This is a genomic window from Flavobacterium sp. CECT 9288 (assembly GCF_918731615.1).
GTDB lineage: Bacteria > Bacteroidota > Bacteroidia > Flavobacteriales > Flavobacteriaceae > Flavobacterium.
The window spans coordinates 2,414,361-2,439,846 of record NZ_OU957226.1 but is presented as its reverse complement, the minus strand read 5'-3'; the positions used below and the strand labels follow the sequence as shown (position 1 = coordinate 2,439,846).

The following is a 25,486-nucleotide window of genomic DNA, read 5'->3' as shown; positions in this document are numbered from 1 at the left end:
ATCATGAAAAAAGCAATAGTTATTTTTAGTTTGTTTTTTGTGTCGGTAGTAAGCGCGCAAAATTACAACAACATTTTAAATTATTATTTTAACGGTACACCCACAAATGGCGTTAAAATCAAAACGAATTTACCGGTTGTTGTGAGTTCACAAATGCCTACTATACGAATTACGGGCTATAATTATGGCACTGCAGAGACTATTGATTTAAGTTTAGTTTATTATATATGGTGTGATAGTAATTGTGGTGATAAGTCCAATTATTATTTTTATTACCCAAAAATGTCTTCATCAGGGAGTTATACACCAGTGGTTTATTTATCAAATGAAAATGGAAAAGTAGTTATTTATATTGATGATAAGTCCTATTATCAAAGATTTACTGTTAGTGCTTATGCATACGGGAGAGGTGAATCTAGTGAATGGTTTCAAGGTTGGACAGCAAGTGATGAGCCAATTGCTGGCACAATGATTGCTGAAATTCCCTATCAAAACCGTTTTAAGGGAAATGTATTTTTATCAGGTTCTGGTGTTTGGGATGCGCAAGGTAAAGTAGGCATCGGCACCACCGCTCCAGATGAAAAATTGACCGTAAAAGGAAAAATTCATACCCAAGAAGTTAAAGTAGATATGGCAGGTCCACTAGTACCAGATTATGTTTTTGCTCCTGATTATGACTTGAAACCTTTGAGCGAAGTAGCGCAATACATAAAAGAAAACAGGCATTTACCTGAAATTCCTTCTGCAAAAGAAATAGAAACCAACGGATTGTATCTGGCCGAAATGAATATGAAGTTGCTCAAAAAGATAGAAGAGTTAACGCTTTACTTGATGGAACAGGATAAAAAAATTACGGCTCAGGGGAAAATTTTAGATTCGATTTTACAAGATAAATCAAAAAAAAATGATAATCAGTAAAGTAAAATAAAAAAACAGCTCATTTTTATAGCTGTAAATAAATAAGCCGCACATTCATAAAAGATATTATTTGTCATATATACTTTTATAAATGTGCGGTTTTTTGTTTTATGTTGTGATTGTTTAAGGAATTAATCAGGTAAAAGAATTATGCTTATTGATTTTTATTATTGTTTACCCCATACTGCATAATTTTTTGGATATTTTAAAAATCCGAATTAAAAGGTCATAAAGTGTTGTTTTTCTTTCACTTTTTTCTTTCAGAATTTAATTATTTAATTATTTTTACTGAAAAATAATAAAATGATACGTTTTTTGCTAATGCTTGTTTTGGTTGGTTTTGTAAGTTGTAACACAACTAGAATTAAGAATGAGTCCTACGCTGTTTCGAATACAGCACCAGAGCTTGGAAGTGTTGGTTTTTCTGAGCTTGGGGGAATAAGAAGTACTAAATTTGAGGTAAGAAGCATACCAAAATTAGAGTCGCCAATTAGATTGTCAATTGAAGTGGTACCTTTCAATAAGAGACTTCACAATATTTACAAGTCTAAATCAAAATACAATCAAGATCAATCCCAAGTTGCTTATATAGACAGTTTGCCTAGAAAACCAGAATTAGTAACTATTCGTGTTTTGGATATAATGAAACTGGTTAGCGAGATAAATGGGGAACACAATCAAGAACTAGTTCGTTTTCTCAAGGATACCGAAGATTCAAAAGTGGTAACTGGCATTACCTGTTATTTTTCTCAAGATGATCTTGTAAAAATTAAACAATCAGATGCGTATTATATTGCACACTATCAAGATAGTAAATATGCCATTTCGTTATACAAACTCGGAAAAAAAACAGATGTTCTTTTTGTCAATTCATTGAATATTTTGGCCTACAAATTAAGTAAATTTTGTTGGGGTGTTACAGAAAGGGGCAAGTGGTATGTTTCAGACATTATCAATTTGAATTCAAGTTGCAAAGGGAAAACAGAGAAGCAAATAGTAGAAAAAAAACACGAAAACAACTTATTTGACTTGTAAATAGTTGTTTTTTTTATGTCATAACTTGAATAAATCCAAATGAAAAAATCCTTATACGCTCTATTTTTTTTATGCTCTTTTATACTATGTACATCTTGTGATGCTATACTTTTTGAGGAAGACATCTCAAATGCAAAGATAGTTTTGATAGCGCCTAGCGATCAATCAGAATTTTTTACTACAGGTGTTACTTTTTCTTGGGAGAAAGTTCCCGAAGCTACATCGTATCAAATACAAATTGCCAAACCTGATTTTTCTAATCCCACACAATTGGTTTTGGATACTATTATTAAATCGACTTCATTTATCAAGCAACTCCCGTTAGCAAGCTATGAGTGGCGAGTAAAGGCTCTTAATAGTTCTTACAGCACAGCATATGTTACTAGAAAATTTGCTGTTTTAAGCGATAAAGATTTTGCGAGTAACACCGTGGTTCTAAGTGTTCCTGCAAATAACGTTGTGATAACAACAGCATTACAAAGAATGACTTGGCAGTCTATTATAGGAGCAAAGAATTATCAAATTCAAATATATGATGCAAACTCAGTTCTTGTAAAAGAGGAGACAGTTACCACTACTTCTTATGAATTTTCTTTTCCTGAAGGTGATTTCTCTTGGCGTGTAAAGGCCGTAAATGGCGATATGAATACGCTATATTCTTCACGTACTCTTTCGGTAGATACAAAGGCTCCCGCTGTAGCCCTACAACAAGCGCCATTAGACAAAAGCGAAACCACAGTAAAAGACATTAGTTTTCAATGGAGTAGAGCGGCAGTGGCTGGTACCGTAGAAGCAGATAGTATCTATGTATATACTGATTTAGCTTTAAAAAATGTAAAACTCAAGAACTTAGCCACGAGTCCATTTGCAGCCACTTTAGAGGTAGGTGTTTATTATTGGTTTATAAAATCTTTTGACAAAGCAGGAAATACAAGTAAGAGTAACGTTTTTAGTTTTACGGTTAAGTAATAAAAAGTATATCGATGAATATATTGTGAGTATTGACAATAATTCGGAAAATATAACCTATTACAAAACTATTTCTTTAATGCCCAACCCCAAAAAAAATACATTAATTTTCAATCACAATCTTATGTTTTTTTACACTTTTATCCATAGAAAAAGAAATTTTGTATTTCTTTTTTTTATTTCTATCTCCTCTTTTGGTCAACAAATTGGAGATGGTTTTGCTCCTTATTTAAATGATTTTTCGTTGCCCCTTAATTCTGGGGTATATGGCGGTGTAAATCCTATTGGAACAACACCCGATTTAAGTTATCCTTGGCAACACTTATTTGTAATTAGACATGGAAATCCAGCAAATAACCATCAATTACAGATAGGATCATCTTTCATTACGAATGATAGATTGTTTTTTAGAAAAATTTCAACAACCTTACAATCCAGTAACCCGGATTGGATTGAAATTGCGACAAGAGGTACTAACGTTTTTTCAGGAAATCAACTTGTAAATGGTAGTTTAAAAGTTCAGAATCTTAGCGGCGGAAATTATAATGAAAATATGAGATTACTTCCTTCACCTATTAATGATTATGCAAGTTTAGCATTAGGAGCAGTTCCAGGAGACTTTGGTACTGGTGAGGGGCAGTGGACTTTTGTTAGGTATCCACAAGGAAATAATTATATGTTTAGTTTAAGATATTTTAATACAGATTTCTTGAATGTACTTAAAAGTGGTAAAATAGGAATAGGTACAAATAATCCTACTGCAAAGTTGGATGTTAATGGTTATATATCTGTTTCAGGTGAAGAAGTAAATGATCCAAATGATAATGGTTTAATTTATTTTGAAAATACGAATCATGGGATTCGTAGAATTGGAAATGTTATGGATATTTATACCTCTGGTGGTGGAGAAAGTGGATTAACATTTACACTTCGTGGTTATAACAATGCTACTAATTCATATAATATTATGAATGAAGCCATGAAGATTTCACATAACGGCAACATAGGCATCGGTACCACCTCACCAGCTCACAAACTGGATGTAATAGGCACTATCCGTTCTCGTGAAGTTAGGGTAGATATGAGCGGTGCAGATTTTGTTTTTGAAGAAAAATACCCCTTAATGCCTTTGTCTGATTTAGAGGCTTATATCAAGAAAAATAAACACCTTCCAGAAATTGCTCCTGCCAAAGAAATGCAAGAACAAGGCTCCAATTTAGGTGATTTGAATACCAAACTTTTGCAAAAAATTGAGGAGTTGACTTTATATACTATTGAGCAAAATAAAAATTTAGAATTGCAAAACAAAAAACTATTGTTGCAAAATGAAAAAATTAATCGTCTGGAACAAAAGTTAATAGTATTGGAGACTAATAAAAACAGTAGTGACAAATAATTTTTAAAAAAGTAATAACACCTTTCTTATATGTTTATAAATATTAAAATGCCTTTGGCAATCATTGTTTTTTTTTCTAGCTCAATATTGTTTTCTCAAACAACTATAGATCAGAAAGGGGTCAAGTCTACAGTTGTTAATTCTTTAAGCTCAAACGGATTACAAGCCAAAAGATATGAAATAGCAAATATTGGATATAATTCTCATCATTGGCAAGCTGGAGGTATTATTATAATTGAATTGTTTGAATATTATTTTGCTACAGGATATAAAAAAATTATTTTAGAAAATGGATTTGGTCAAGGTGCTAATTATGGTGTTCCTGTTTTAAAATTGGTAGAATCTTATGGGGTTAATCATAACGCGCAAATTATTTTGGGTACGCCAACAGATTTGACCACTTCACTAGGAGGTTTTGTAAATAAACAATTACCGGTATATATAGATGTTAGATTTTATTCGAACTACACAGTAAAAATAACTTATTTGCAAGATAAAGTAGATCAATTAACTTATGCTAATCAAATAAAGATAAATGAAACTCCAATAGGTGTAGATATTCCTGATTTTAATGTTTCCACAGAATTATCAATACCAATAGCAACATCTGGAAATTTATATGTTACAGGTGGAGGAACCCATTATATAAAAAACGGCAACGTAGGCATCGGCACAACTTCACCAGCTCACAAACTCGATGTTATTGGTACTATCCGTTCTCGAGAAATAAAGGTAGATATGAATGGTGCTGATTTTGTTTTTGAAGAAAAATACCCCTTAATGCCTTTGGCAGAGTTGGAGGCTTTCATAAAGAAAAACAAGCATCTTCCAGAAATTGCTCCCGCCAAAGAAATGCAAGAACAAGGCTCTAATTTAGGAGATTTGAATACCAAACTTTTGCAAAAAATTGAGGAGCTAACCTTGCATATAATTGAATTGAATAAAAAAATTGATGCCATTAAAAAATAATTATGAAACCCCAATTAATTCAACATATAAATATGAAAATTACTTTAAAATGTATTTGCCTTTGCTTGTTCTTTTTTTCAACAGTAGTCAATTCTCAAACACTTTCAGCAGTTCAACTACAGAATGCAAGAGCTACAGGATATGCTATTGTAGCGTCTAAGAATCCTGGGAAAAGTTTTTCAATATTAATGATTAAGTGGGATGGTATAAATGATTTAGAGTACAATGCTAATAATCAAATTAATCCTGGTTGGCATCCTCAAGCAGTGGTTAAGGGAAATTATTTTTACCAAGCATTCGAAAATAATGATTTTTCAAATTATAGTTCTGTTCTAGTAAGTCAATCTGAATTTGATTATTTTAAACACACTGGATCAGACTGGTGGATTGTTTGTTCAACCTTACCTTCATTTAGTAATTCAGGTCTAGCTGTTAAAGTTGCTGATGATAAATCAGGAGTTGGAGGTCTTAATATAGAAACCAACAACGGCACCAGTCTAAAGATGGGGGGTAACACTAATTACAGTTGGATACAGTCGCACAATTCTCTGCCTCTATACATTAATGAACTTGGCAACAATTCAATATTTAATTTAACAGGTGGAAATGTAGGTATTGGTACCGCGAACCCCACTTCAAGATTAGATGTGAACGGTAATATTAACTTGGCTGGAGTTTCAGGAAGAAGGATTTTTATGGGTGGCGCAGGTGGATCAACATTTGGTTTAGCATATGATTCAACCTATCCTAATTATGGAATATTTTATACTGAAGGGGAGCCTGACTTTGTTTCAATTTCTCCTAATGGAGATGCTAAAAATGGAGTTATGAATGTGTTTGGCAACGGCAACGTAGGCATTGGTACCACGAACCCCACCTCAAAACTAACCGTAGCCGGTAACATCAACTCACGAGAAGTAAAGGTTTCAGTTGATGCTGGAGCTGACTTTGTATTTGACAAGGATTATGCTTTGCCCTCGCTACAAGAAGTAGAAAAGTTTGTTACCAAAAACAAACATTTACCCGAAATTGCTTCTGCCAAAGAAATGCAAAAAGAAGGTATCAATTTATCTGAAATGAACATCAAGTTGTTGCAGAAGATTGAGGAACTGACACTGTATGTGATTGAGTTAAAAAAAGAAAATGAAGCCCAAAATAAAAAAATTGAACAAATAGTAAAAACAAAAAAATAATTATGAAAAAGCTTGTTTTGTTAATGTTGTTTTTATCATTTACTACCATAGCTCAAGTTTCTAGTGTGGCGGGAGATTTTAAAGTTATTGCCATAGGCACAAATGGTATAGGGGATTACACTAAAAACTTGATATTAATTCATGAAATTTTCAATGGAGCTTTGCTAGATATGAATAATGCTGTGGGCACGATAACAGCTTATCGAGGAAATTCTGGAGCTTGGAATAGAATAAATGTATTAGAAATAAAATCTTCCTCTTCTTACAATGGAACTGCTGCTGCAATTACAGCTTTTGATAATAATGCAAGTTGGGGACTTAAGACTTGTATCTATAATGGTAAAAAGTATTTAGCACTAGATGTACCATATTCTGCATCATTTCATAATTGGGGTTATCAATTTTCAGGATGGACAAAATCTACAGCTGAAAACATGATTTCTGTGAATTACGAAATAAATGGAGTTGCTGTAAATACAAATATATTATCAAATATTACAGATTTTAAGGCAACTATGGAAGAGACTCATTTGGTTAGTAATTTTATAATAATTGGAGATAAAGTAGGTATAGGAACTACATTACCCGATGAAAAACTCACCGTAAAAGGAAAAATTCATACCCAAGAAGTGAAAGTAGATATGGCTGGCCCATTGGTTCCTGACTATGTTTTTGCTAATGAGTATAAACTACAATCATTAAAGGAAGTTGAGACATTTATCAAACAAAACAAACATCTACCGGAGATCCCATCTGCAAAAGAGATTGAAACAAATGGATTGTACTTGGCAGAAATGAATATGAAATTGTTACAAAAAATTGAGGAGCTCACTCTATATGTAATAGAGCAAGAAAAAAAAATGCAAAATCTTCAAGATTTAATTGAAAAAAACAATAAAACAGTTGATTTGCAAAATAAAATATTACAAGATCAACAAAAATCAATAGAAACAATGGTAAAACGATTGAATCGTTTAGAAAAAAAATAAATTCTCTTTTATGAAAACACTTTGCAAAATTCTGATGTATACAATAAGCTTTTTTTCGGTTCATTCATTTGGGCAGACGTTGACCTCGTCTAACGCTACAAATGAAGGTGGTGCACTACAGCTTATTAATCCCTTAAAAACAGCTAATAACATCGCTAATAATTGGACTCTATACAATATGACAGGACCTTATGGTAATAGTTTGCAATTTTGGAATTATGGAAATGGTGGATTTTATGGTAGTAGATTTACCATTTTAGACAATGGTAGGGTAGGTATTGGAACAAATAACCCATTAGCTCAATTGGATGTTAGTGGAGACGGTCGTTTTAAAGCGGCAGACGATAGATCAGCCACAGGAGCACTTACGATTGAGACTAATAATGGCACATACCTTAAGTTAGGGGGTAATACAAATTACAGTTGGATACAATCACATAATTCAAAACCACTATTTATAAACGAATTAGGAAACAATACCATATTCAATCTTGTTGGGGGTAATGTTGGAATAGGCACAGTTAATCCTAATGCAAAATTAGAAATTTCAAATGGAGCTTTTAAAGTTGGCAATGTAGAGAATCGAAATTTCACCATAGCATTTCCAAATGATGTATCAAATCAAACAATTGATGTGATGTTCGGGAACACTTACGTAAATGGCTTTATCGAAATTGAAATTACAAGTGGATATAGTTATCAAAATTCTGTAGGAGTAGTGAAAAAGATTTTTTCAGTCGGCGGTAATCCAGATGGAGGAATATGGAATACAACTACTTCTAGAGTTGTGGAATCAGAAGGTGAGGTTTCTAAAAATTTTGCAGTTGGAGATTTTTTATGGGATGCAACTAAATCCAGTTATAAGATTTCAATTCATCATTTTGTAAAAACCGGCAATACTCTGTTTGTTAATATTAAATATTCATCTAGTTATTCCGCTCCATTATTAGAAACAACAGTTATTACGGCTCCATATACAGCACCAATACCAACTAGTTATTCTTATCCACAGGCTGTTTATTTTAATGGTAACGTAGGCATCGGTACCACCAACCCCACTTCAAAACTAACTGTAGCGGGGAACATTAACTCCCGCGAAGTAAAAGTTTCAGTAGATGCGGGAGCAGATTTTGTATTTGACAAGGATTATACTTTACCCTCGCTACAAGAAGTAGAAAAGTTTGTTACCAAAAACAAACATTTACCCGAAATCGCTTCCGCTAAAGAAATGCAAAAAGAAGGTATCAATTTATCTGAAATGAATATTAAGTTGTTGCAGAAGATTGAGGAACTGACGCTGTATGTGATTGAACAAAACAATCAACTCAAACTTCAAAGTGACAAAATTGAAAAACAAGATCAAGAATTTAAAATTTTTAAAACAAAAATTAAAACATTAGAATCTAAAAAGCAGTAAAAAGCATCAAGCCTTAAAAGACCAATAAAATAAGTTAAATTCAAAAAATGAAAAATACTATCCTAGCAATTATTCTTTTATTTACTTCAATTAATGTTTTCTATTCGCAAACAAATATTTACCCGTCAACAGGGAATGTAGGAATTGGCACCGTTTCACCTAAAGTGCCATTGCATATTGAAAACAATGGAATCGAAAGCAATGGAATTCTGTTAAAACTAGCAAATAACTCAAATAATTTTGCTTATTCTGGGATTGATGGTTTGGGTTTTTATTTGGAACAAGTTGCAGATACTCCCAATAAAAGTCAGATCAGACTACAAGCTAGAAATTCTAATCAAGGTAATTACGCTCAATTATTTATTGATGGTGCTAATTCAAGATTTAATTTAATAAATGGTAATGTGGGTATTGGAACTTTTACACCAACTGAAAAACTTGAAATAGGAGGAAATGCATATTTAAATATTAAAATTGGTCAATGGGCAACGATAGGAACGACAGGAGGAGGTTTAGCTACAATAATTGGAAATAATGTAAAAGCTTCACAAACTGTTAATAATAAAATGGAGTATATTACGAGTACTGTAGATGGTGCAAAAGCTATAAAATTACAATATAATGAGGGTATAACTTTTCATACCATGTTGGGAACTGTTAATGCTAATGAAACTTTTTCAAACTTTGAGAGGATGAGGATTGATAATAACGGCAACGTAGGCATCGGTACCACGAACCCCACCTCAAAACTAACCGTAGCTGGCAATATCAATTCTCGCGAAGTAAAAGTGTCAGTAGATGCGGGAGCAGATTTTGTATTTGACAAGGATTATGCTTTACCCTCTTTACAAGAAGTAGAAAAGTTTGTTACCAAAAACAAACATTTACCTGAAATTGCTTCTGCCAAAGAAATGCAAAAAGAAGGCATCAATTTATCCGAAATGAACATCAAGTTGTTGCAAAAGATTGAGGAGCTGACGTTGTATGTGATTGAACAAGAAAAAAGATTGAAAAATCAGCATGATCAAATTGAAAAAAACAACAAAACGGTTGAGATGCAACATAAAACGTTACAGAATCAACAAAAAATAATAGAAACACTAGCCGAACGATTGAATCTTTTAGAAACCAAATAACTTCTTTTTTATGAAAACACTTTCCAGAATGCTAATCTATACTTTAAGCTTTTTTCCGATTCATTCCATTGGGCAGACGCTGACCTCTTCTAATGCCACAAATGAAGGTGGGGCACTCCAGCTTATTAATCCCTTAAAAACAGCCAACAACATTGCGAATAATTGGACTCTATACAATATGACAGGGCAGTATGGTAATAGCTTACAGTTTTGGAATTATGGAAATGGTGGGTTTTATGGATCCAGATTTACCATTTTAGATAATGGTTGGGTAGGTATTGGAACAAATATCCCGATAGCTCAATTGGATGTTAGTGGAGACGTTCGTTTTAAAGCCACAGATGATCGTTCAGGCATAGGAGCACTAACGATTGAGACTAATAATGGCACAAACCTTAAGTTAGGGGGTAACACGAATTACAGTTGGATTCAATCACATAATTCAAAACCACTTTATATAAATGAACTAGGGAATAATACCATATTTAATCTTGTTGGGGGTAATGTTGGGATTGGTGTGTTAAACCCAAGTAAAAAGCTAGAAGTAGCCACAAATACATCAGCTGGGGAGTTTAGGTTAAGACCTACGGATGGTTTATATCAAGATTATAGATTAGATATTGTTGCTGCAGCCTCAGAAATTGGTGCGGTTAAAATGTCAATAAAAGACAATGTATTTTTAAAAACATATGGGTATTATTTTTTATCTGGTTTGTCTTTAGGTGTTGCAGGGTATGAAGATTTGTTGCATTTAAAAAATAACGGCAACGTAGGCATAGGCACCACCAACCCCACCTCAAAATTAACCGTAGCCGGTAACATCAACTCCCGAGAAGTAAAAGTTTCAGTAGATGCAGGTGCTGATTTTGTGTTTGAGAAAGACTATGCCTTGCCCTCATTACAAGAAGTGGAAAAGTTTGTAACCGAAAACAAACATTTACCCGAAATCGCCTCTGCCAAAGAAATGCAAAAAGAAGGCATCAACTTGTCCGAAATGAACATCAAGTTGTTGCAAAAAATTGAGGAACTAACGTTGTATATGATTGAGCAAGAAAAGAAAAATACTATTCAATCGAAAGAAATAGAAAAATTAAAAGAAGAGAAAGAGTCTTATAAAATTATATTAGAAAGATTAACGGACATAGAAAAAAAAATAAGATAACTTAAAATGATAAACATGCATAGAATTATCCTTTTTGTTTATTTAGTTTTTATTGTTTTGAAAACTAATGCACAAAATACAACTTTTAATAATGTTGCTATAGGTACCGATGGCCCTACTTATGGAGTGAAAATAAAGACTAATTTTCCTGGATATACTGGTGGTTGGGCTAGATTTTTCTCTGTCTCTGATCATGTTGGAGGACAAGACTTTATCACCTTTGGGACCTATGGTGAAATGAGTAATGGTGTTACTGGATTTAATAGAAGTTATATTGGGAAAAATTGGGAAGATACTTTTATTGATTTTTCATCTAATGGTAATGTAGGAATTGGAACAAAAAGTCCTTCGGCAAAACTTAGTATATTAGGTGGTATTTCTAAATTAACATTAAATGGAATTGATGGCACTTTTGATAATATAATTAAATATGGTCACAAATCTGATTTAGAAAGTGGAACAAGTATGGCAAATCGTTGGCATGGGATTGATGCAACAATAACAGCTGGGAATGCAAATGAAAATAAATTAAAATTTAGATTATACCCAGGAGGGTTTTCTAATGCAATCCCATTAGATGTTTTAACATTACAGGGGAATGGCAACGTAGGCATCGGTACCACCTCACCAGCACACAAACTCGATGTTATTGGTACTATTCGTTCCCGTGAAGTAAAGGTGGACATGGATGGAGCTGATTTTGTTTTTGAAGAAAAATACCCCTTAATGCCCTTGACTGAATTAGAAGCTTATGTTAAGAAAAACAAGCACCTTCCAGAAATTGCGACTGCCAAAGAAATGCAAGAACAAGGATCTAATTTAGGTGATTTGAATACCAAACTTTTACAAAAAATTGAGGAATTGACGCTGTATGTGATTGAACAGCAGAAATTGATTACTCAGCAAGCCAAAGAATTAGAATCCCACAAAGTGATGTTGGCCAAAATTGATCAGATGGAAAAAACTTTAGCTAAAATGAATACGGCGAATGAAAAATAAACGCGCTATTTATATTTTACTTCCAGTGGTGCTAGGCATTTGGGGTTTGGTGATTTATGAATTTGTTTCTTTTGGTTCAGCTGAAGAAATAATTCCTGAGTCGCCAAGCCATTGGGCTGTCCAACCTCATACCTACAAAGAGCCACAAAAAATAATTATTGAAACCAACTATAGAGATCCTTTTTTGGGAACACTACATGTTCCCGCTGCACCTGTGACCCAGCCCAAAAAACAAAAAAAAACCATAAAAGTAAAAGCAGTCCCAGAACTGGTTTGGCCAGCAATACAATACAAAGGGGTACTCTCTGACGTAAAAGAGAAGAAAAAAACATTCTTATTGATCATCAATGGCAAGAATTGTTTTATGAGTATTGGGGATACCGCTAATGGGATATTTTTAAAGTCAGGAGACAAAGAATCGGTCTATGTTAAATACCAAGGCGAATTGAATCTAATTATGTTAGCCGATTAAATATGCTTAAAAAACTGCGCTCGGGTGCGCTTCAATTTACCGTGTTTATTGGACTATTGATTGCTTTATTGTTAGGAGCTTTAGTCTTGTATGCCTATACTTTCTATTATATGAAAGAGCAGGCCAAAGGCACAGTAGCGATGATACATCTTTCTAATTTTGGGATAGATTATGTAATTGCTGCCCCCATAGTGTCTTCGGATACGCTTCAAGTGCCTTTACAAGAGGAGGCGAATAAGAGCATACAAGTTCAGCTCGCTCCATGGGGCGTTTTTGAGAAGGTTCATAGCAAAGCCCATTTTAGAAACAAGCATTTTGTAAAAACAGCCATCATAGGCGGAAAATTTTCTACTGAAACTACGCCAGTGCTTTATCTACAGGAGACACAAAATGGCCTGTCTTTGGTTGGGACTACTGCAATAAAAGGAGCGGCTTTTTTACCATCACAAGGAGTGAAAACAGGCTATATAGCAGGGAATAGTTTTTATGGGGTAACGCTAATTGATGGCGCAACAGAAAAAAGTGAAACAAGTTTACCTCCTTTGTCTAAAAATGTTTTAGCATCTTTAGACGAACTTGTTAAAACCAATCCATCAGAACAGCAAGAGATGGGAGCTGTAAATTCAGTAAAATCCTCGGTGCATTCTTTTGAAGCAGCTACAAAGTATTGGACTTCTAAAAATTCCATAGTGTTAGAAAACCTTTCAATCACAGGGAACGTTATTATCAAATCTACCCAGCAAATACTAGTAAAAGCATCAGCACATTTGAAGGATGTTATTATTATAGCTCCAACGGTTATTATTGAGGAAGGCACCAAAGGAGTGTTTCAGGTAGTGGCTTCAAAACAAATCACGGTGCATAAAAATTGTGAGTTAAGCTACCCTTCTTCTTTGGTATTATATCAAGAAGCATTAGATACTAGTCAAAGAAATATGCCCAACAGTACGATCAATCAAATCTTCATTGATTCAGGTAGCTTAATAAGAGGAGTAGTCTTGTATTACAACAAAAAAGAGGTGTCTAATTTTGATACGGCAATCAAAATAGAGAGCGGCGCTACCGTTAAGGGACAAGTCTATTGTAACGGAAACATTGACTTGCAAGGCACTGTCTCTGGAACAGTATTAACCAAACAGTTTGTAGCCAATCAAGCGGGGTCAATTTATGTGAATCATATTTACAATGGAAAAATTAACAATGAGGAGTTACCAATTACTTATGGTGGATTACTTTTTGAAAAACAACCCAAAACAATTATGAAATGGCTGTATTAAGAAAAGTAAGCTCGGCTACCTTGGTGGAAGTGTTGGTCGCAACCGTTTTAGTAGTAATACTTTTCATGATTGCGAGTTTGATTTTAAATAACCTTATCCTAAATACTTACAAACAGAATACGCATGCAATTGAAACCCGATTGAATCGATTAGAATATGATATTCAGCATCACACGATTGACTTGCCTTATGAAGAAAAGTTTCAAGACTGGCAAGTCAATATTGAGCTAAAAGAAAAAGAAACTAAGGCTGTAGTGATTTTGAAAGCAACGAATAGTAATGGAAAAAAAGAAACCTTTAGGGAAGTGATAACGGATTCCGATGTTGACACCAGTTTTAAATAAAGTATATGCAAAAGAATAAAAATAAGTTGGACTCCTTTACCTTGTCTGAGCTGTTAGTGGTACTAATTATTACAGCCATCGTAATTGGTATGGCATTCAGTGTCCTGCGATTGGTACAACGAGAGATTTATGCTATTCAAACCAATTATGATAAAACGAGTAGTTTGGTTCTTTTTGAACAACGGCTTTGGAAAGAGGTCAATCAATTACATGATATAACCTATACCGCTTCCAATGAAACTTTAGCAATGGTTTCAGAGACGGATACCGTATTTTATTCCTTTAAAGGAAATTATGTTTTGCGTAATACGGATACCATAGCGTTAAAATTGAAGCCCATTCATTTTTTATTTGAAGGCAAAACGATATCCGAAGGAAAAGTGGATGGCATTTGTATCTCAGCAGATGAAGAAGTAAAAGGCTATGAACTTTTTATTTCAAAAAAGAATGATCTAACCTATAGCATGAATCAATAATATGGCTTTCCAACTCGATACACAATCAAACACTCCTATCCATTCAAAGGATGGTACTTCCTTAGAATCCCTGCTGAAGCAAGAAATTGTCTTGTTTGGTGAGCGCTTTGGAGCTAAGAAAAAACAAGAATTGTATCATGAACTAGCGGTACTATTACGCGCTGGGATTACACTCAAAGAGGCCTTGGGATTAATTATAGACTCTCAAAAAAAGAACGCCGATAAAGCCTTACTCGAATCCATCCTCCAGCAAGTGATCAATGGAAAGTCCTTTTCTCAAGCATTGATTGAGGCAAAAGTATTCTCGGAATATGAGTTTTATTCTTTGCAAATAGGGGAGGAAACAGGAACTACCGCACAAGTTTGTAAAGAATTAGGAGAGTTTTATAAACGAAAAAACGAGCAAAAAAGAATCATCATTGGGGCTTTGACTTATCCAGCAATCGTGATGTGTACAGCAATTACAGTCGTGATTTTTATGTTGACTTATGTTGTGCCTATGTTCCAAGATATTTTTAGACAAAACCAAGTCGAATTACCCATGTTGACCAAAGTTATTGTAAAATTATCAGATTTAACGACAGCTTATGCGTTATATGTTTTTATCTTGATCCTCATCTCAGCTATTCTTTTTAGAATTTTTAAAGACAATGCCAAGCTTAAGCGCGTGGTAGATTATAGCCTTTTGAAAATTCCTGTTTTGGGCTCTTTTTTGGTAAAAATCTATCTGGCTCAGTTCACACAAGCTATTGCTTTACTAACCACTGCCAAAGTTCCCTTATTGAACAGCATACAAATGGTAAAAAAAATGATTCAGTTTGCTCCCTTACAAGAATCGTTGACCGCTGTAGAACATAATATTTTAAAAGGGCATAGCTTAAGCGAAAGTCTAAAAGCAAATTCTTTGTTTGATAATCGCATCATTTCTATGGTAAAAGTGGCAGAAGAAACCAACCAAACAGACTATGTTTTTCAGCAACTCAGCGAGCAATACAGCCAAGAAGTAGTGCAACAATCTAAAGTTTTAACTACGGTGTTGGAACCTTTTATTATCCTTTTCGTTGGGGTTTTAGTAGCGGTATTGCTTGTAGCGATGTATTTACCAATGTTTCAGTTGAGTAGTGTTATAAATTAGAAAATTAAGCTTGTTGGTTCTTTTTATTTATTGTAATATTGTATTTTAATAGGTTTTGTATTGTTATAAATTAGTTAATAGAATTATATAGTATGAATAGAATATTTTTTTCTTTGATTTTTCTATCTTGTTTTGTTGTGTCAAGTTTTTCTCAAGTGACCAAAGATTTGCCAAATTATTTCCCTGTGAGTCCCAATGCAGCTTCATTTGCCAAACAAGGCTTGTATCCGGTTGATTACTCTACTGGGAAATTAAATGTGAGTATCCCTATTTACACCATTAAAACCAAAGAACTAACGGTGCCAATAAGCTTAAGTTACAATACATCAGGAATACAACTGAATGAAAATGCCTCTTGGGTAGGTTTAGGATGGAACTTAAATGCAGGCGGGGCTATCGTTAGAAATACAAAGGGAAGGCCTGATGGTGGTAATCCAATTCCTGATTTAAGAGGCAATTTCGCTTTTAATACTGAAAATTATAGAAGTTTGTATGACCAACAAAGAGGAGCAGATGATACAGCACCTGATGAATATGTTGTAAATGCACCTGGATTATCAGGTTCTTTTTATTATGATCATACGGATTCAAATAAAGTTCTTTTTAGAGATTTTCAAAACACAAAAGTTGAAGCAAGCCAGATAGAAAGTGGTGGTATTAAAGTTACTAAAGATGATGGTACTGTTTACCTTTTTGGAGCTAAGACTGATTTTGAAACTACGTCTGGTAGTAGTGCTGGTGATGTTATTTATCAGCCAGATTATACATCAGCTTGGTATCTTTCTAAAATTATTTCGGCAAATGGTAGAGAGGAAATTTTGTTTAATTATAAATCTATTGAAAGTCACGATTATCCTGTAGCTGGAAGCGAGAGTTTATTTCCTTTAAAACAATATTCATATATAAAAACAAATTTCCCTCCTGGTTTAACTTCTCCCAGAATTACAAAACAATTTTTAGAATCAATTACATTTCCAAATGGAAGGATAGAATTTTTGTCGACTCTTGACAGACAAGATTTGGTAGAAGATTACAAGCTAAATTCAATTGAAGTATCTTCTGTTGTAAATAATCAGGTAAAACTTCTTCAAAAATCAAGTTTCAATTATGATTACTATTCGAGATCTGGTGGAAGTACAACTACCGATCCCATTTGGTCAGATCCTCTGATAAATAATCTATTAATACAAAATAGCAAATTCAAATCCCTTCGATTAAAAGAGGTTGTTAATAATGTCCTTAACACTAAACATATTTTTGACTATAATACTACACAATTGCCAGTAAGAGGTACTACAAAACAGGATTATTGGGGATATATAAATGGAAATAATGGATCATTAACTACTCCTACGATTATGGATTTACTAGGGGAGCAAGGAATAATTAGTTTTGGAACTGGGAATAGGAATGCAGACGAAAATTTAATGAAATCTGGAATTTTAGAGAAAATAACTTATCCTGAAGGAGGATTTAGTATTTTCGAATATGAAGCTAACCAATATGTTGAGAATGTTAATACTCCAACAATAGTTACTAAATCTGTAACGACAATTGGTTTCGGAACAGGTTGCGGCTATTATGCAGGTCCAAATTATCAAACCCAAACCTTCACTACGGCATCAAGTTATGTACATGGTAGTGGTAAATTAAATATTAATTTTACTCAGGCAAATCAAGAATCTGGTGCAAATTCGAGAGTCACTTATCGAGATGAAATTTTTTTTAGACCTAATAATAATGGTTCTTTTTTTCCAAGTCAATCAATAACAGTTTTAAGAGATTTTGGAGGTAATAGTAGTCATACTATAAGTGCATTAGAAAATCGCTCAGGAAATGTAGGAGCTGCGGGTTGTCCTTCAGCCTCAATAACTGCTAGTTGGCAAGAGCAAACAAGTTCAACAATTGTTCCTACAACTAGGTTTATTGGAGGATTACGCATTAAATCCATAAAAAGCTATAATGGGAAAAATGTTTTACCTGTAATTATAAAACAATTTGATTATCAAAATGAAAACATATTGAATAAAATAGGTTCTGGTTCTTATAAAAGATATAATTCAATGGATAAGTTATCACTTTTGAGTGAAAGCCTTGTTCCAATCTATAGTTCTTCAGCTATTTATAATAATAACATAGGCAGTGGTCCAAATATCACTTACTGTAAAGTTATAGAAACTGAAATTGACCCTGAAACGTCAATTAACAATGGTAAGACTGAGTATTATTTTGAAAATGTTGCCAGTGAACGTGTAATTGATAATGTACCCATCATATATAAGCACCCTTCTTTTAATTTATTCAGTACAGTTGTTAATGTTGAAGCGTTGAGTTTTACCGCTCATGTTGATGATTTTGCCTATTTTAAGAGTGACACTTGGAACTATGGTTCTCTAAAAAAAACAAATGTATACAAAAGGGATGCTTTGAACAGTTTAAAATTAATAAAAAGCACTGAAAATAAGTATTCTATTCTAAAATTAAAAATTTTACCTTATAATGTAATTTTTAATACTATGGTAAAAAATGAACTTCGTCCTGGTGATTATATGCATCCAGAGCCTTACGACCAGAGAAATGATTACGCAAGTGGTCGTTTTTTCTATTTTTCTGGTGGAGTTTCTTTAGGAAAAAAAGTCATGACTGGCACTATAGAAACAGATTATGATAAAAATGAGAAGCCAACGACAACTAAAACTACAAATTATTTCTTTGAGAATCCAGCTCATAATCAAATTACTAGAACCGAAACAAAGAATAGCAAGGATGAGTTGTTGATATCAAAAATGTATTACCCGGATGATTTAAGCAATGAGCCATTTATGTCTGAATTGATAGCTCAAAACAGAATATCTGCTCCAGTTCGAACAGAAACATATAAAAACTCAGCTGTTTTAGAGAATAAATTATCCGAGCAAAAGACAATCTTTACAAAAGAGGCTTCAACAGGAAATCTTTTACTAACTAAAAGTGTTTATTCCGCAAAGTTTCCGAACGTATTGCCGTCAATTCCTAATGTTGGAAATCTAGAGAAAAAACTTACTTACGACCAATATGATAGTAATGGTAATTTGTTGCAATACACTCCCGAAAACGGCACTCCAGTTTCTATAATTTGGGGTTATAATAAAACGCAACCCATAGCAAAAATAGAAAATGCAACCTATGCTCAAGTTCAACAATACGAAGCAAATTTGCAAGCGTTATCAAATGGCATTGATGAAAATTCTTTAATAGCTGCATTAAATGCCTTAAGAACAAATTTACCTAACGCTATGATTTCTACCTACACTCATATCCCATTAGTGGGAGTGAGTACCATTACAGATCCTAAAGGACTAAAAACCACCTATGAGTATGATGCTTTCAATAGATTAAAATGGGTGAAAGATCAGGATGGAAATGTGTTGCAAAAATACTGTTACAACTACAATGGTGAAACTGTTAACTGTCAATAAGTAAGTAGTAGTTCATTTTAAGATTCTTAAAAATATAGAAACACAGCACATGAAAAAACATATTTATCTAATACTAATACTATTTCTTTCTCAGGTACAGATGCACTCTCAAACCTTAAGTGATGAGAATTTCATCTATACTGAGGCACCGCAAAAGCCGTTCACTAGTGCTAATTATAGCAGTTTGCCGGCATCACAGAAGCAAAAGACCGTAACGTATTTTGATGGCTTAGGTCGCCCTATGCAAACTATTGCTATTGGTCAAGGCGGAAATGGAGAAGATATCATCACTCCAGTTACCTATGATGGTTTTGGCAGACAAGATAAAGACTATTTGCCTTATACAGCATCGAGTACAGGAGCCTATCGCACGGATGCATTAACAGGTGTTGCTAATTTTTACAATACCGTAAAATATGAAAATACGTTAAACCCCTATAGTCAAAAACAATTTGAAGCATCTCCATTGAATCGAGTGTTGCAACAAGCCGCTCCAGGAAATGATTGGTCCTTGTTAAACAATCGCACCATCAAGATGGAGTATCAAACCAACATAGCCAATGAGGTAAAATTGTTTCAAGCAACAACAAACTTTGTTTCAGGCTTGTACAATCCAACCCTTAGTCAATCGACTACCTATGGTGTGGGACAATTGTATAAAACCATCACCAAAGACGAAAACTGGAGCGTAGCAGATGGTAACAATAAAACCACCGAAGAGTTCAAAGACAAAGAAGGGCGAGTAGTTTTAAAAAGAACCTACAATAACAATACGGCACATGATACTTATTATGTGTATGATGTTTATGGTAACTTGACGTATGTGCTTCCCCCTAATGCAATGGAGGTATTGAACTCTGGGACCTCACAAGTAACAATGACCTCTACCGCCATTGTGTCCTCAGGAACGAATTTGCAGCTGAATGCCTCACAATCTATAACGCTAAAAGAACCTTTTTATGCACAAGCAGGCAGTACTTTCTCGGCAACAATAGCCTCAGGAAGTGACATGGGTTCTATTTTAAATGATTTATGCTACCAATACAAATACGATTACCGCAACCGTCTGGTAGAAAAGAAACTACCGGGTAAACAGTGGGAGTATATAGTATATGATAAATTAGATAGAGTAGTGGCTACAGGTCCTGCATTAGCACCTTTCAATAATCTAGGACAAGCAAATGGTTGGATGATTACCAAGTACGATGCGTTTAATCGTCCTGTGCTTACGGCTTGGATGCCAGCAACTGTTACTTCTGAGGCAAGAGCAGCCTTGCAAAACACTCAAAATGCTAACACGGTTAATTTTAGCGAAACCAAAAGTGCGGCCACAGATACCACCATCAATGGAGTAAGTTTCAGATATAGCAATGTGGCTTGGCCAACATCCGGCTATCATGTGTTGACGGTTGCTTATTTTGATGATTACAATTATCCTAATCCCCCAACGATACCTACTATTATTGAGACAGAACCCGTTTTTTTTAATAGCACAGTACAACCAAAAGGTTTACCAACGGGGTCTTATACACGCGTACTACAGGCAAGTACAGACTATGCCAATGAGTTGGCTTACTCCTTGTATGATGTAAAGGGCAGAACGATAAGAACCTACACTAAAAACTTTTTAGGAGGCTATACGTATACTGATAGCAAGCTTGATTTTACAGGTAAACCAGAATATACCATAACGTACCACAAACGACTCTCTAGTGACGGTGAGTTGAAGACCAAAGAAGTTTTTACCTACTCACCACAAGGCAGGTTGTTGAGCCAAACCCACCAAATTGGGACCGCTACTCCTGAATTGCTGGTAGAAAATGATTATGATGAATTAGGGCAACTCAAAGCAAAGAAAGTAGGGGCTAATACCCAAAAAATAGACTACAGTTACAACATTCGTGGATGGTTAACGGAGATCAATAAAGTGGCGGCTTTGCAACAAGTAAATGATCCCAAAGATTTATTTGCCTTTAAAATTAATTACAACACCATATCAAGTGGAATTGCAGGAGTAAGTGCACTCTACAACGGAAACATAGCCGAAACTCATTGGGCTTCAAGTACTGATAACGTTGTGAGAACCTACGGTTATAAGTACGACGCCTTAAACCGCTTGAATGATGCCTTGTACAAAAAAGGAACTGTGGTGTCGAATGCTTATGACGAAAAGCTGACGTATGATGCCAATGGTAACATAAAGACATTAACTCGTTATGGAAGTTTAAATGATACAGCACCTGTTGTAATTGATGAACTTACCTATGCGTATAAGAACGCAGCAAGTAATCAATTGATGAAAGTTACGGATACCAAAGCGAACAATGCTAATTTTAGGGACGAGTTCAAAGACAGCGCTACTAACGCCGTAGATGATTATGACTATGATGCCAATGGTAATATGACCAAGGACAACAACAAAAACATCACAGCCATAACCTACAACCACTTGAATTTGCCTACCCAAATTACATTTGGCAGCGCAGGAAATATTAGTTACATTTACAATGCAACGGGACAAAAAGTACAGAAAGTAGTAGTGGAACCTGGGAAAACAACCATAACTACGGACTATTTAGGAGGGTACCAATACAGTAACGCCGCATTAAAGTTTTTCCCGACTTCCGAAGGTTATGTAGAACCTGTTGGAAATTCTTATAAATATGTGTATCAGTACAAAGACCATTTAGGGAACGTACGTTTGAGTTATGATAAAACCTTAGCCATACAAGAGGAGAATAATTATTATCCTTTTGGATTGAAGCACAGTAGTTACAGTGTGTCTGTAATTGTTTCTACGAATGATGCGTTAAAGTATCGATATAACTCCAAAGAATATCAGGATGAACTAGGTTTGAATTTGTATGCTTATGGCTACAGGCATTACGACCCTGCAATTGGTAGATGGACAACAATGGATCCATTGTTAAATGATTTAAAATTTGCTTTTGATGATAGTAAAGTTGATGAAGATGACGAAGATGAAGTATATGAAGCATTAGTTACTAAACTTGAAACTGCTGACGGTATATATAATACCAATAACTTAAATCCGTATGGTTATGGCTACAACGACCCTGTTTCTTTTGACGACCCTGATGGTAGATGTCCTTGGTGTATTCCGATTTTATTAGTTTATTTATTAACTCCTGAAACGGCTGTAGCTCCAACAGGCAATTGGAAAAATGATGGTAAAGCCGTTGGTGAGTCTAAAGCAATGAAAGGAAATATCCTTTTATCTACGGCAGGTGCTGGGCTTGCTACAAAAATAGCGAGTAGTTCAAAGAGTACTCCTGCAAAAGAAAAAGCCGTTGAAAAAACTACAGAAAAAAGTTCTGAGAAAAAAGTTCCTAATCCAAATGGAAAAAATGGTGGTCAAAAGCATCAGGAAAAAATAAATGAGTATGGAAAGAAATTGGAACAAAAAGGATACGAAGTAACTAAGGAAAGAAGGGTTAATACGGAAGGAGGTCATAAAAATACCCGTTATACAGACATAACCGCCAAAAAAGATGGGAAGACCTTAAATGTTCAGGTGGGAAAACAAAATAAAAACGGAACACCTGTAGCAAGAGAGCGAAGAGCCATTGAAGATATAAATAATTCAACAAAAGGTGCGCCAAATGGTAGCAATAGGACGATATTTGTTCCATATAATTAATTTAAAATTATGATTTCAAAACAAATTAATTTTTTTCATTCTAATGACGACGAGGAAAGGTTTGTTGCTTTCTTTAAAAGTAAAGGCTTCGAATTATATCCAAACTTAATAAAGCATTTAGACGAAATAAAACAAGAAAAAAATTTATCTAACCAAAGTAAGGTAGAGATTGTGTTTGATTCAAATCAAACTGAATATAAATTTATTGAAAAGCAAGGTTATTATTTATGTAATCCTGAAAAATCATATGTGGTAGAGTTTTTAAAATGTATTCCATCGAAAGAAAGCACAATCGAAGCGGGTCGATTATATTACACACCGAAATATTACGAAGATGGCAAGTTTACTCTTAAGAGCGATGATTTTATAAGTGAAGCTAATAAACTTTTAAAAGAATTTAAAAAAGAATTTTTAAAGAAAACGGAATATAGTGGCAATTGGTTTTTTACAGAAGATATAAATATTTTATTTAAAAAAAATCTTGCTGAATGGACACAAAACAAGAACTTAATAAAACTCAGTTAGTGTGAATAAAAAAACAGCTGGCGCAAGTATCCCCCTGCTGGCGCGAGCGTCTCGCTCGTGAACATAAGCAAAATCAAAAAAAATCCCGATCGCTCGGATATGGCATAAATTTCTTCGGTTAGATAGCGCGGAATTGCATTCCGTGCCTACACAGTAAGTCTATATGTTAAGGAAAAAAACTACAATTGCAATTCATTTTTCAGGTTGTCCGAAGTCTTCCCCAGCTGTCCGAAGTCTTTTCTAAAACGAAAAGGTTATTAAAAGTTGGGCGTGCTGTGCGAATGTCCCCGCTAACTGAAGTGTTCTCATGAAAAGCTGCGCAAATGGTTCTGACTTTGCGCAATTTTTTTAATACCACACTACGCGCAGTGTTCTTATTTATAAATAAATTTCTTGTGTGTGCTGCTCGAACGTCTCCGACTTCGAGCTTTTTTAGATCGTGTTGAAAGCTGTAAACGTTATAAAGTCTCCTGACTTTATCTAAGGATGTATTTTGAGGGCTTACTTAGCCTCATGTTTGCAACTAATGTCTAGATAAATTAGGACAAACAATTAACAGCGTTTTAGCGCTTATAGAGCAAGCAAAACCACTATCCTTTGAAGTTGCTTTTCTTTTCTTTATAGACCAATTATAACCAGTTGTACTTTACTAAAAAGCAAAATTATGCTAAGTAATTCTACAAAGAGAATAAACTACCTAATATACTTAGAATAATCATCAGGTATATAGGCATTGATCTCCCTTAAGTACTTTCTAAGAGCCGTTTTACTGGTGTGGCCAGTGATAGACATTATATTTGATTCGGCTTCATCAGGTGTCATTTCTTTTATGAAAGTATTGTAAAGTTTAGTTATAAAAGTATGTCTGAAACTGTATAATCCATAATTTTTATCGAACCCAAATTTCTTTTTGACTTCTAAAAAATAATCCGAAAAATCATTTCTTCTGCTATTTTCTGAGGCTTTCCAGTATTGGCCAAAATCTTTTCTTCCAAATAAATAGGCATCACTTTTATAAATGGAGAGATCAGGAATTTCTTCAATAAGCAGTTGAGGTATCCTCTTTACTTTGAATCCTGTTTTGGTTTTAATTTTTAAAATTTTATCATTTAAATCAATGTCGCCAATTTTAATACGATTCACTTCCACTGGCCTTAAAAAGTTAAATGAAATGAATTTAACATACAGGGATAGTAACTTATTGTTCTCGTTTAAATATTTAAAAATTTCAGTTTCTTGATCACTAGTAAAAGATTTATTTTTCTCAGGAGTACTTTTTAAAACTGGAATCTTATGAATAAAGTTGTCAGGAATGATTTCATTATCTGCTAAAACAGTAAACATAGAACTGATGTCAGTACGCGTGTTATTTCTGTTTTTAGCCGATGTAGCAATTAAAATTTCGTTTAAGTAGGATGTGACCACTTTCTTGTTTACAGATGTAATTAGGCTGTTTTTAAACCCATTTTCATTTAGCCATTTTTCAAATCGCAGCATTCTGCCCTCTAATCCCTGATAGGACGTACCTGCTAAGGTACTTTTTTTAATGTTCAAAGCAAATTCAAAAGCTTCTCTTATAGAATGGCTTAAACTTTCTTCACTTTCAAATTCAAAGTTGTTATTTGGGTCATAGGGATTGAAGCCGTCCTTTAAAAGTATCGATAAGTTACGTTGGATACTTTTTAACCATTGAAGTCTCCCTTTTTTATCAAGATGTTGCGGAGCATAAATGTTACTAGGAAATCTAGTTAGGGTTAGATCAGCAGTTTTTCTAAAAGAAAAATAAACATACCAACGTTTTGACAAATCACCGTCTGCATCGTAGATCTTTGGTTCGGAGTATTTCTTCTTTTCTTTCAAATCGTGTTCAAAATCGTGTTCAGATTGTAAATATCGTAATAAATTCGACATAAAAAAGCGGTATTAAATTGCTTTAATACCGCTTAAAATCTAGA

Annotated in this window: 20 protein-coding genes; 19 read left to right on the top strand and 1 reads right to left on the bottom strand. The window is 34.1% G+C overall.

The genetic code is table 11. The features are described from left to right. The first annotated feature begins 3 nt into the window (after positions 1–3). The 19 genes from LQ189_RS10805 to LQ189_RS10715 all read left to right on the top strand — a co-directional run bounded on the left by LQ189_RS10805 (position 4) and on the right by LQ189_RS10715 (position 23,531). Positions 4–918 (top strand): tail fiber protein, encoded by a 915-nt coding sequence (locus LQ189_RS10805; protein WP_230156702.1) that lies wholly within the window; start codon positions 4–6, stop codon positions 916–918. Positions 919–1,221: 303 nt separating this feature from the next. After that, positions 1,222–1,953, top strand: a complete 732-nt coding sequence (locus tag LQ189_RS10800) for a hypothetical protein (RefSeq protein ID WP_230156700.1) — start codon at positions 1,222–1,224, stop codon at positions 1,951–1,953. Between the two features lie 39 nt (positions 1,954–1,992). After that, positions 1,993–2,922 carry a hypothetical protein gene (locus LQ189_RS10795; protein WP_230156697.1) on the top strand — a complete coding sequence of 310 codons (930 nt, stop codon included), beginning with the start codon at positions 1,993–1,995 and terminating at the stop codon, positions 2,920–2,922. A 124-nt stretch (positions 2,923–3,046) separates the two neighbouring features. Next, the gene (locus LQ189_RS10790; protein WP_230156690.1) at positions 3,047–4,318 is read left to right on the top strand and encodes a hypothetical protein; all 1,272 of its coding nucleotides are present in this window, start codon (positions 3,047–3,049) and stop codon (positions 4,316–4,318) included. A gap of 30 nt (positions 4,319–4,348) precedes the next feature. Then, complete coding sequence (locus LQ189_RS10785; RefSeq protein ID WP_230156688.1) at positions 4,349–5,287, top strand: hypothetical protein; 939 nt, start codon at positions 4,349–4,351, stop codon at positions 5,285–5,287. A 32-nt stretch (positions 5,288–5,319) separates the two neighbouring features. After that, a complete protein-coding gene (locus LQ189_RS10780) occupies positions 5,320–6,480 on the top strand; it encodes a tail fiber protein (protein ID WP_230156686.1) in 1,161 nt (386 codons plus the stop codon). Positions 6,481–6,482: 2 nt separating this feature from the next. Then, positions 6,483–7,469: a tail fiber protein gene (locus LQ189_RS10775; RefSeq protein ID WP_230156684.1), complete on the top strand. Its 987-nt coding sequence runs from the start codon at positions 6,483–6,485 to the stop codon at positions 7,467–7,469. Positions 7,470–7,479: 10 nt separating this feature from the next. Further along, positions 7,480–8,886, top strand: a complete 1,407-nt coding sequence (locus LQ189_RS10770) for a tail fiber protein (RefSeq protein WP_230156682.1) — start codon at positions 7,480–7,482, stop codon at positions 8,884–8,886. Positions 8,887–8,933: 47 nt separating this feature from the next. Then, positions 8,934–10,022, top strand: coding sequence for a tail fiber protein (locus LQ189_RS10765; protein WP_230156680.1), 1,089 nt, complete (start codon positions 8,934–8,936; stop codon positions 10,020–10,022). Between the two features lie 10 nt (positions 10,023–10,032). Then, a complete protein-coding gene (locus LQ189_RS10760; protein WP_230156677.1) occupies positions 10,033–11,184 on the top strand; it encodes a hypothetical protein in 1,152 nt (383 codons plus the stop codon). A 15-nt stretch (positions 11,185–11,199) separates the two neighbouring features. Continuing rightward, positions 11,200–12,183 (top strand): DUF3450 domain-containing protein, encoded by a 984-nt coding sequence (locus LQ189_RS10755; protein WP_230156676.1) that lies wholly within the window; start codon positions 11,200–11,202, stop codon positions 12,181–12,183. Next, entirely contained in the window at positions 12,173–12,655 is a 483-nt protein-coding gene (locus LQ189_RS10750) for a hypothetical protein (RefSeq protein ID WP_230156674.1), read from the top strand. Before LQ189_RS10755 ends, LQ189_RS10750 begins: the two co-directional genes overlap by 11 nt. Positions 12,656–12,657: 2 nt before the next feature. After that, positions 12,658–13,932, top strand: a complete 1,275-nt coding sequence (locus LQ189_RS10745; protein WP_230156672.1) for a hypothetical protein — start codon at positions 12,658–12,660, stop codon at positions 13,930–13,932. After that, a complete protein-coding gene (locus LQ189_RS10740) occupies positions 13,920–14,276 on the top strand; it encodes a hypothetical protein (RefSeq protein WP_230156671.1) in 357 nt (118 codons plus the stop codon). The genes LQ189_RS10745 and LQ189_RS10740 overlap by 13 nt, the downstream gene beginning before the upstream one ends. Positions 14,277–14,281: 5 nt before the next feature. Further along, positions 14,282–14,752: a type II secretion system protein J gene (locus tag LQ189_RS10735; RefSeq protein WP_230156669.1), complete on the top strand. Its 471-nt coding sequence runs from the start codon at positions 14,282–14,284 to the stop codon at positions 14,750–14,752. A 1-nt stretch (position 14,753) separates the two neighbouring features. Beyond that, complete coding sequence (locus LQ189_RS10730; protein WP_230156667.1) at positions 14,754–15,887, top strand: type II secretion system F family protein; 1,134 nt, start codon at positions 14,754–14,756, stop codon at positions 15,885–15,887. 92 nt (positions 15,888–15,979) lie between these two features. Beyond that, a complete protein-coding gene (locus tag LQ189_RS10725) occupies positions 15,980–19,345 on the top strand; it encodes an RHS repeat domain-containing protein (RefSeq protein WP_230156665.1) in 3,366 nt (1,121 codons plus the stop codon). Between the two features lie 49 nt (positions 19,346–19,394). Then, entirely contained in the window at positions 19,395–23,006 is a 3,612-nt protein-coding gene (locus LQ189_RS10720) for a DUF6443 domain-containing protein (RefSeq protein ID WP_230156663.1), read from the top strand. Between the two features lie 9 nt (positions 23,007–23,015). After that, positions 23,016–23,531, top strand: coding sequence for a hypothetical protein (locus LQ189_RS10715; protein WP_230156655.1), 516 nt, complete (start codon positions 23,016–23,018; stop codon positions 23,529–23,531). A gap of 693 nt (positions 23,532–24,224) precedes the next feature. Here the strand turns inward: LQ189_RS10715 and LQ189_RS10710 are convergent. Next, complete coding sequence (locus LQ189_RS10710; RefSeq protein WP_230156652.1) at positions 24,225–25,442, bottom strand: tyrosine-type recombinase/integrase; 1,218 nt, start codon at positions 25,440–25,442, stop codon at positions 24,225–24,227. Positions 25,443–25,486 lie beyond the last annotated feature (44 nt).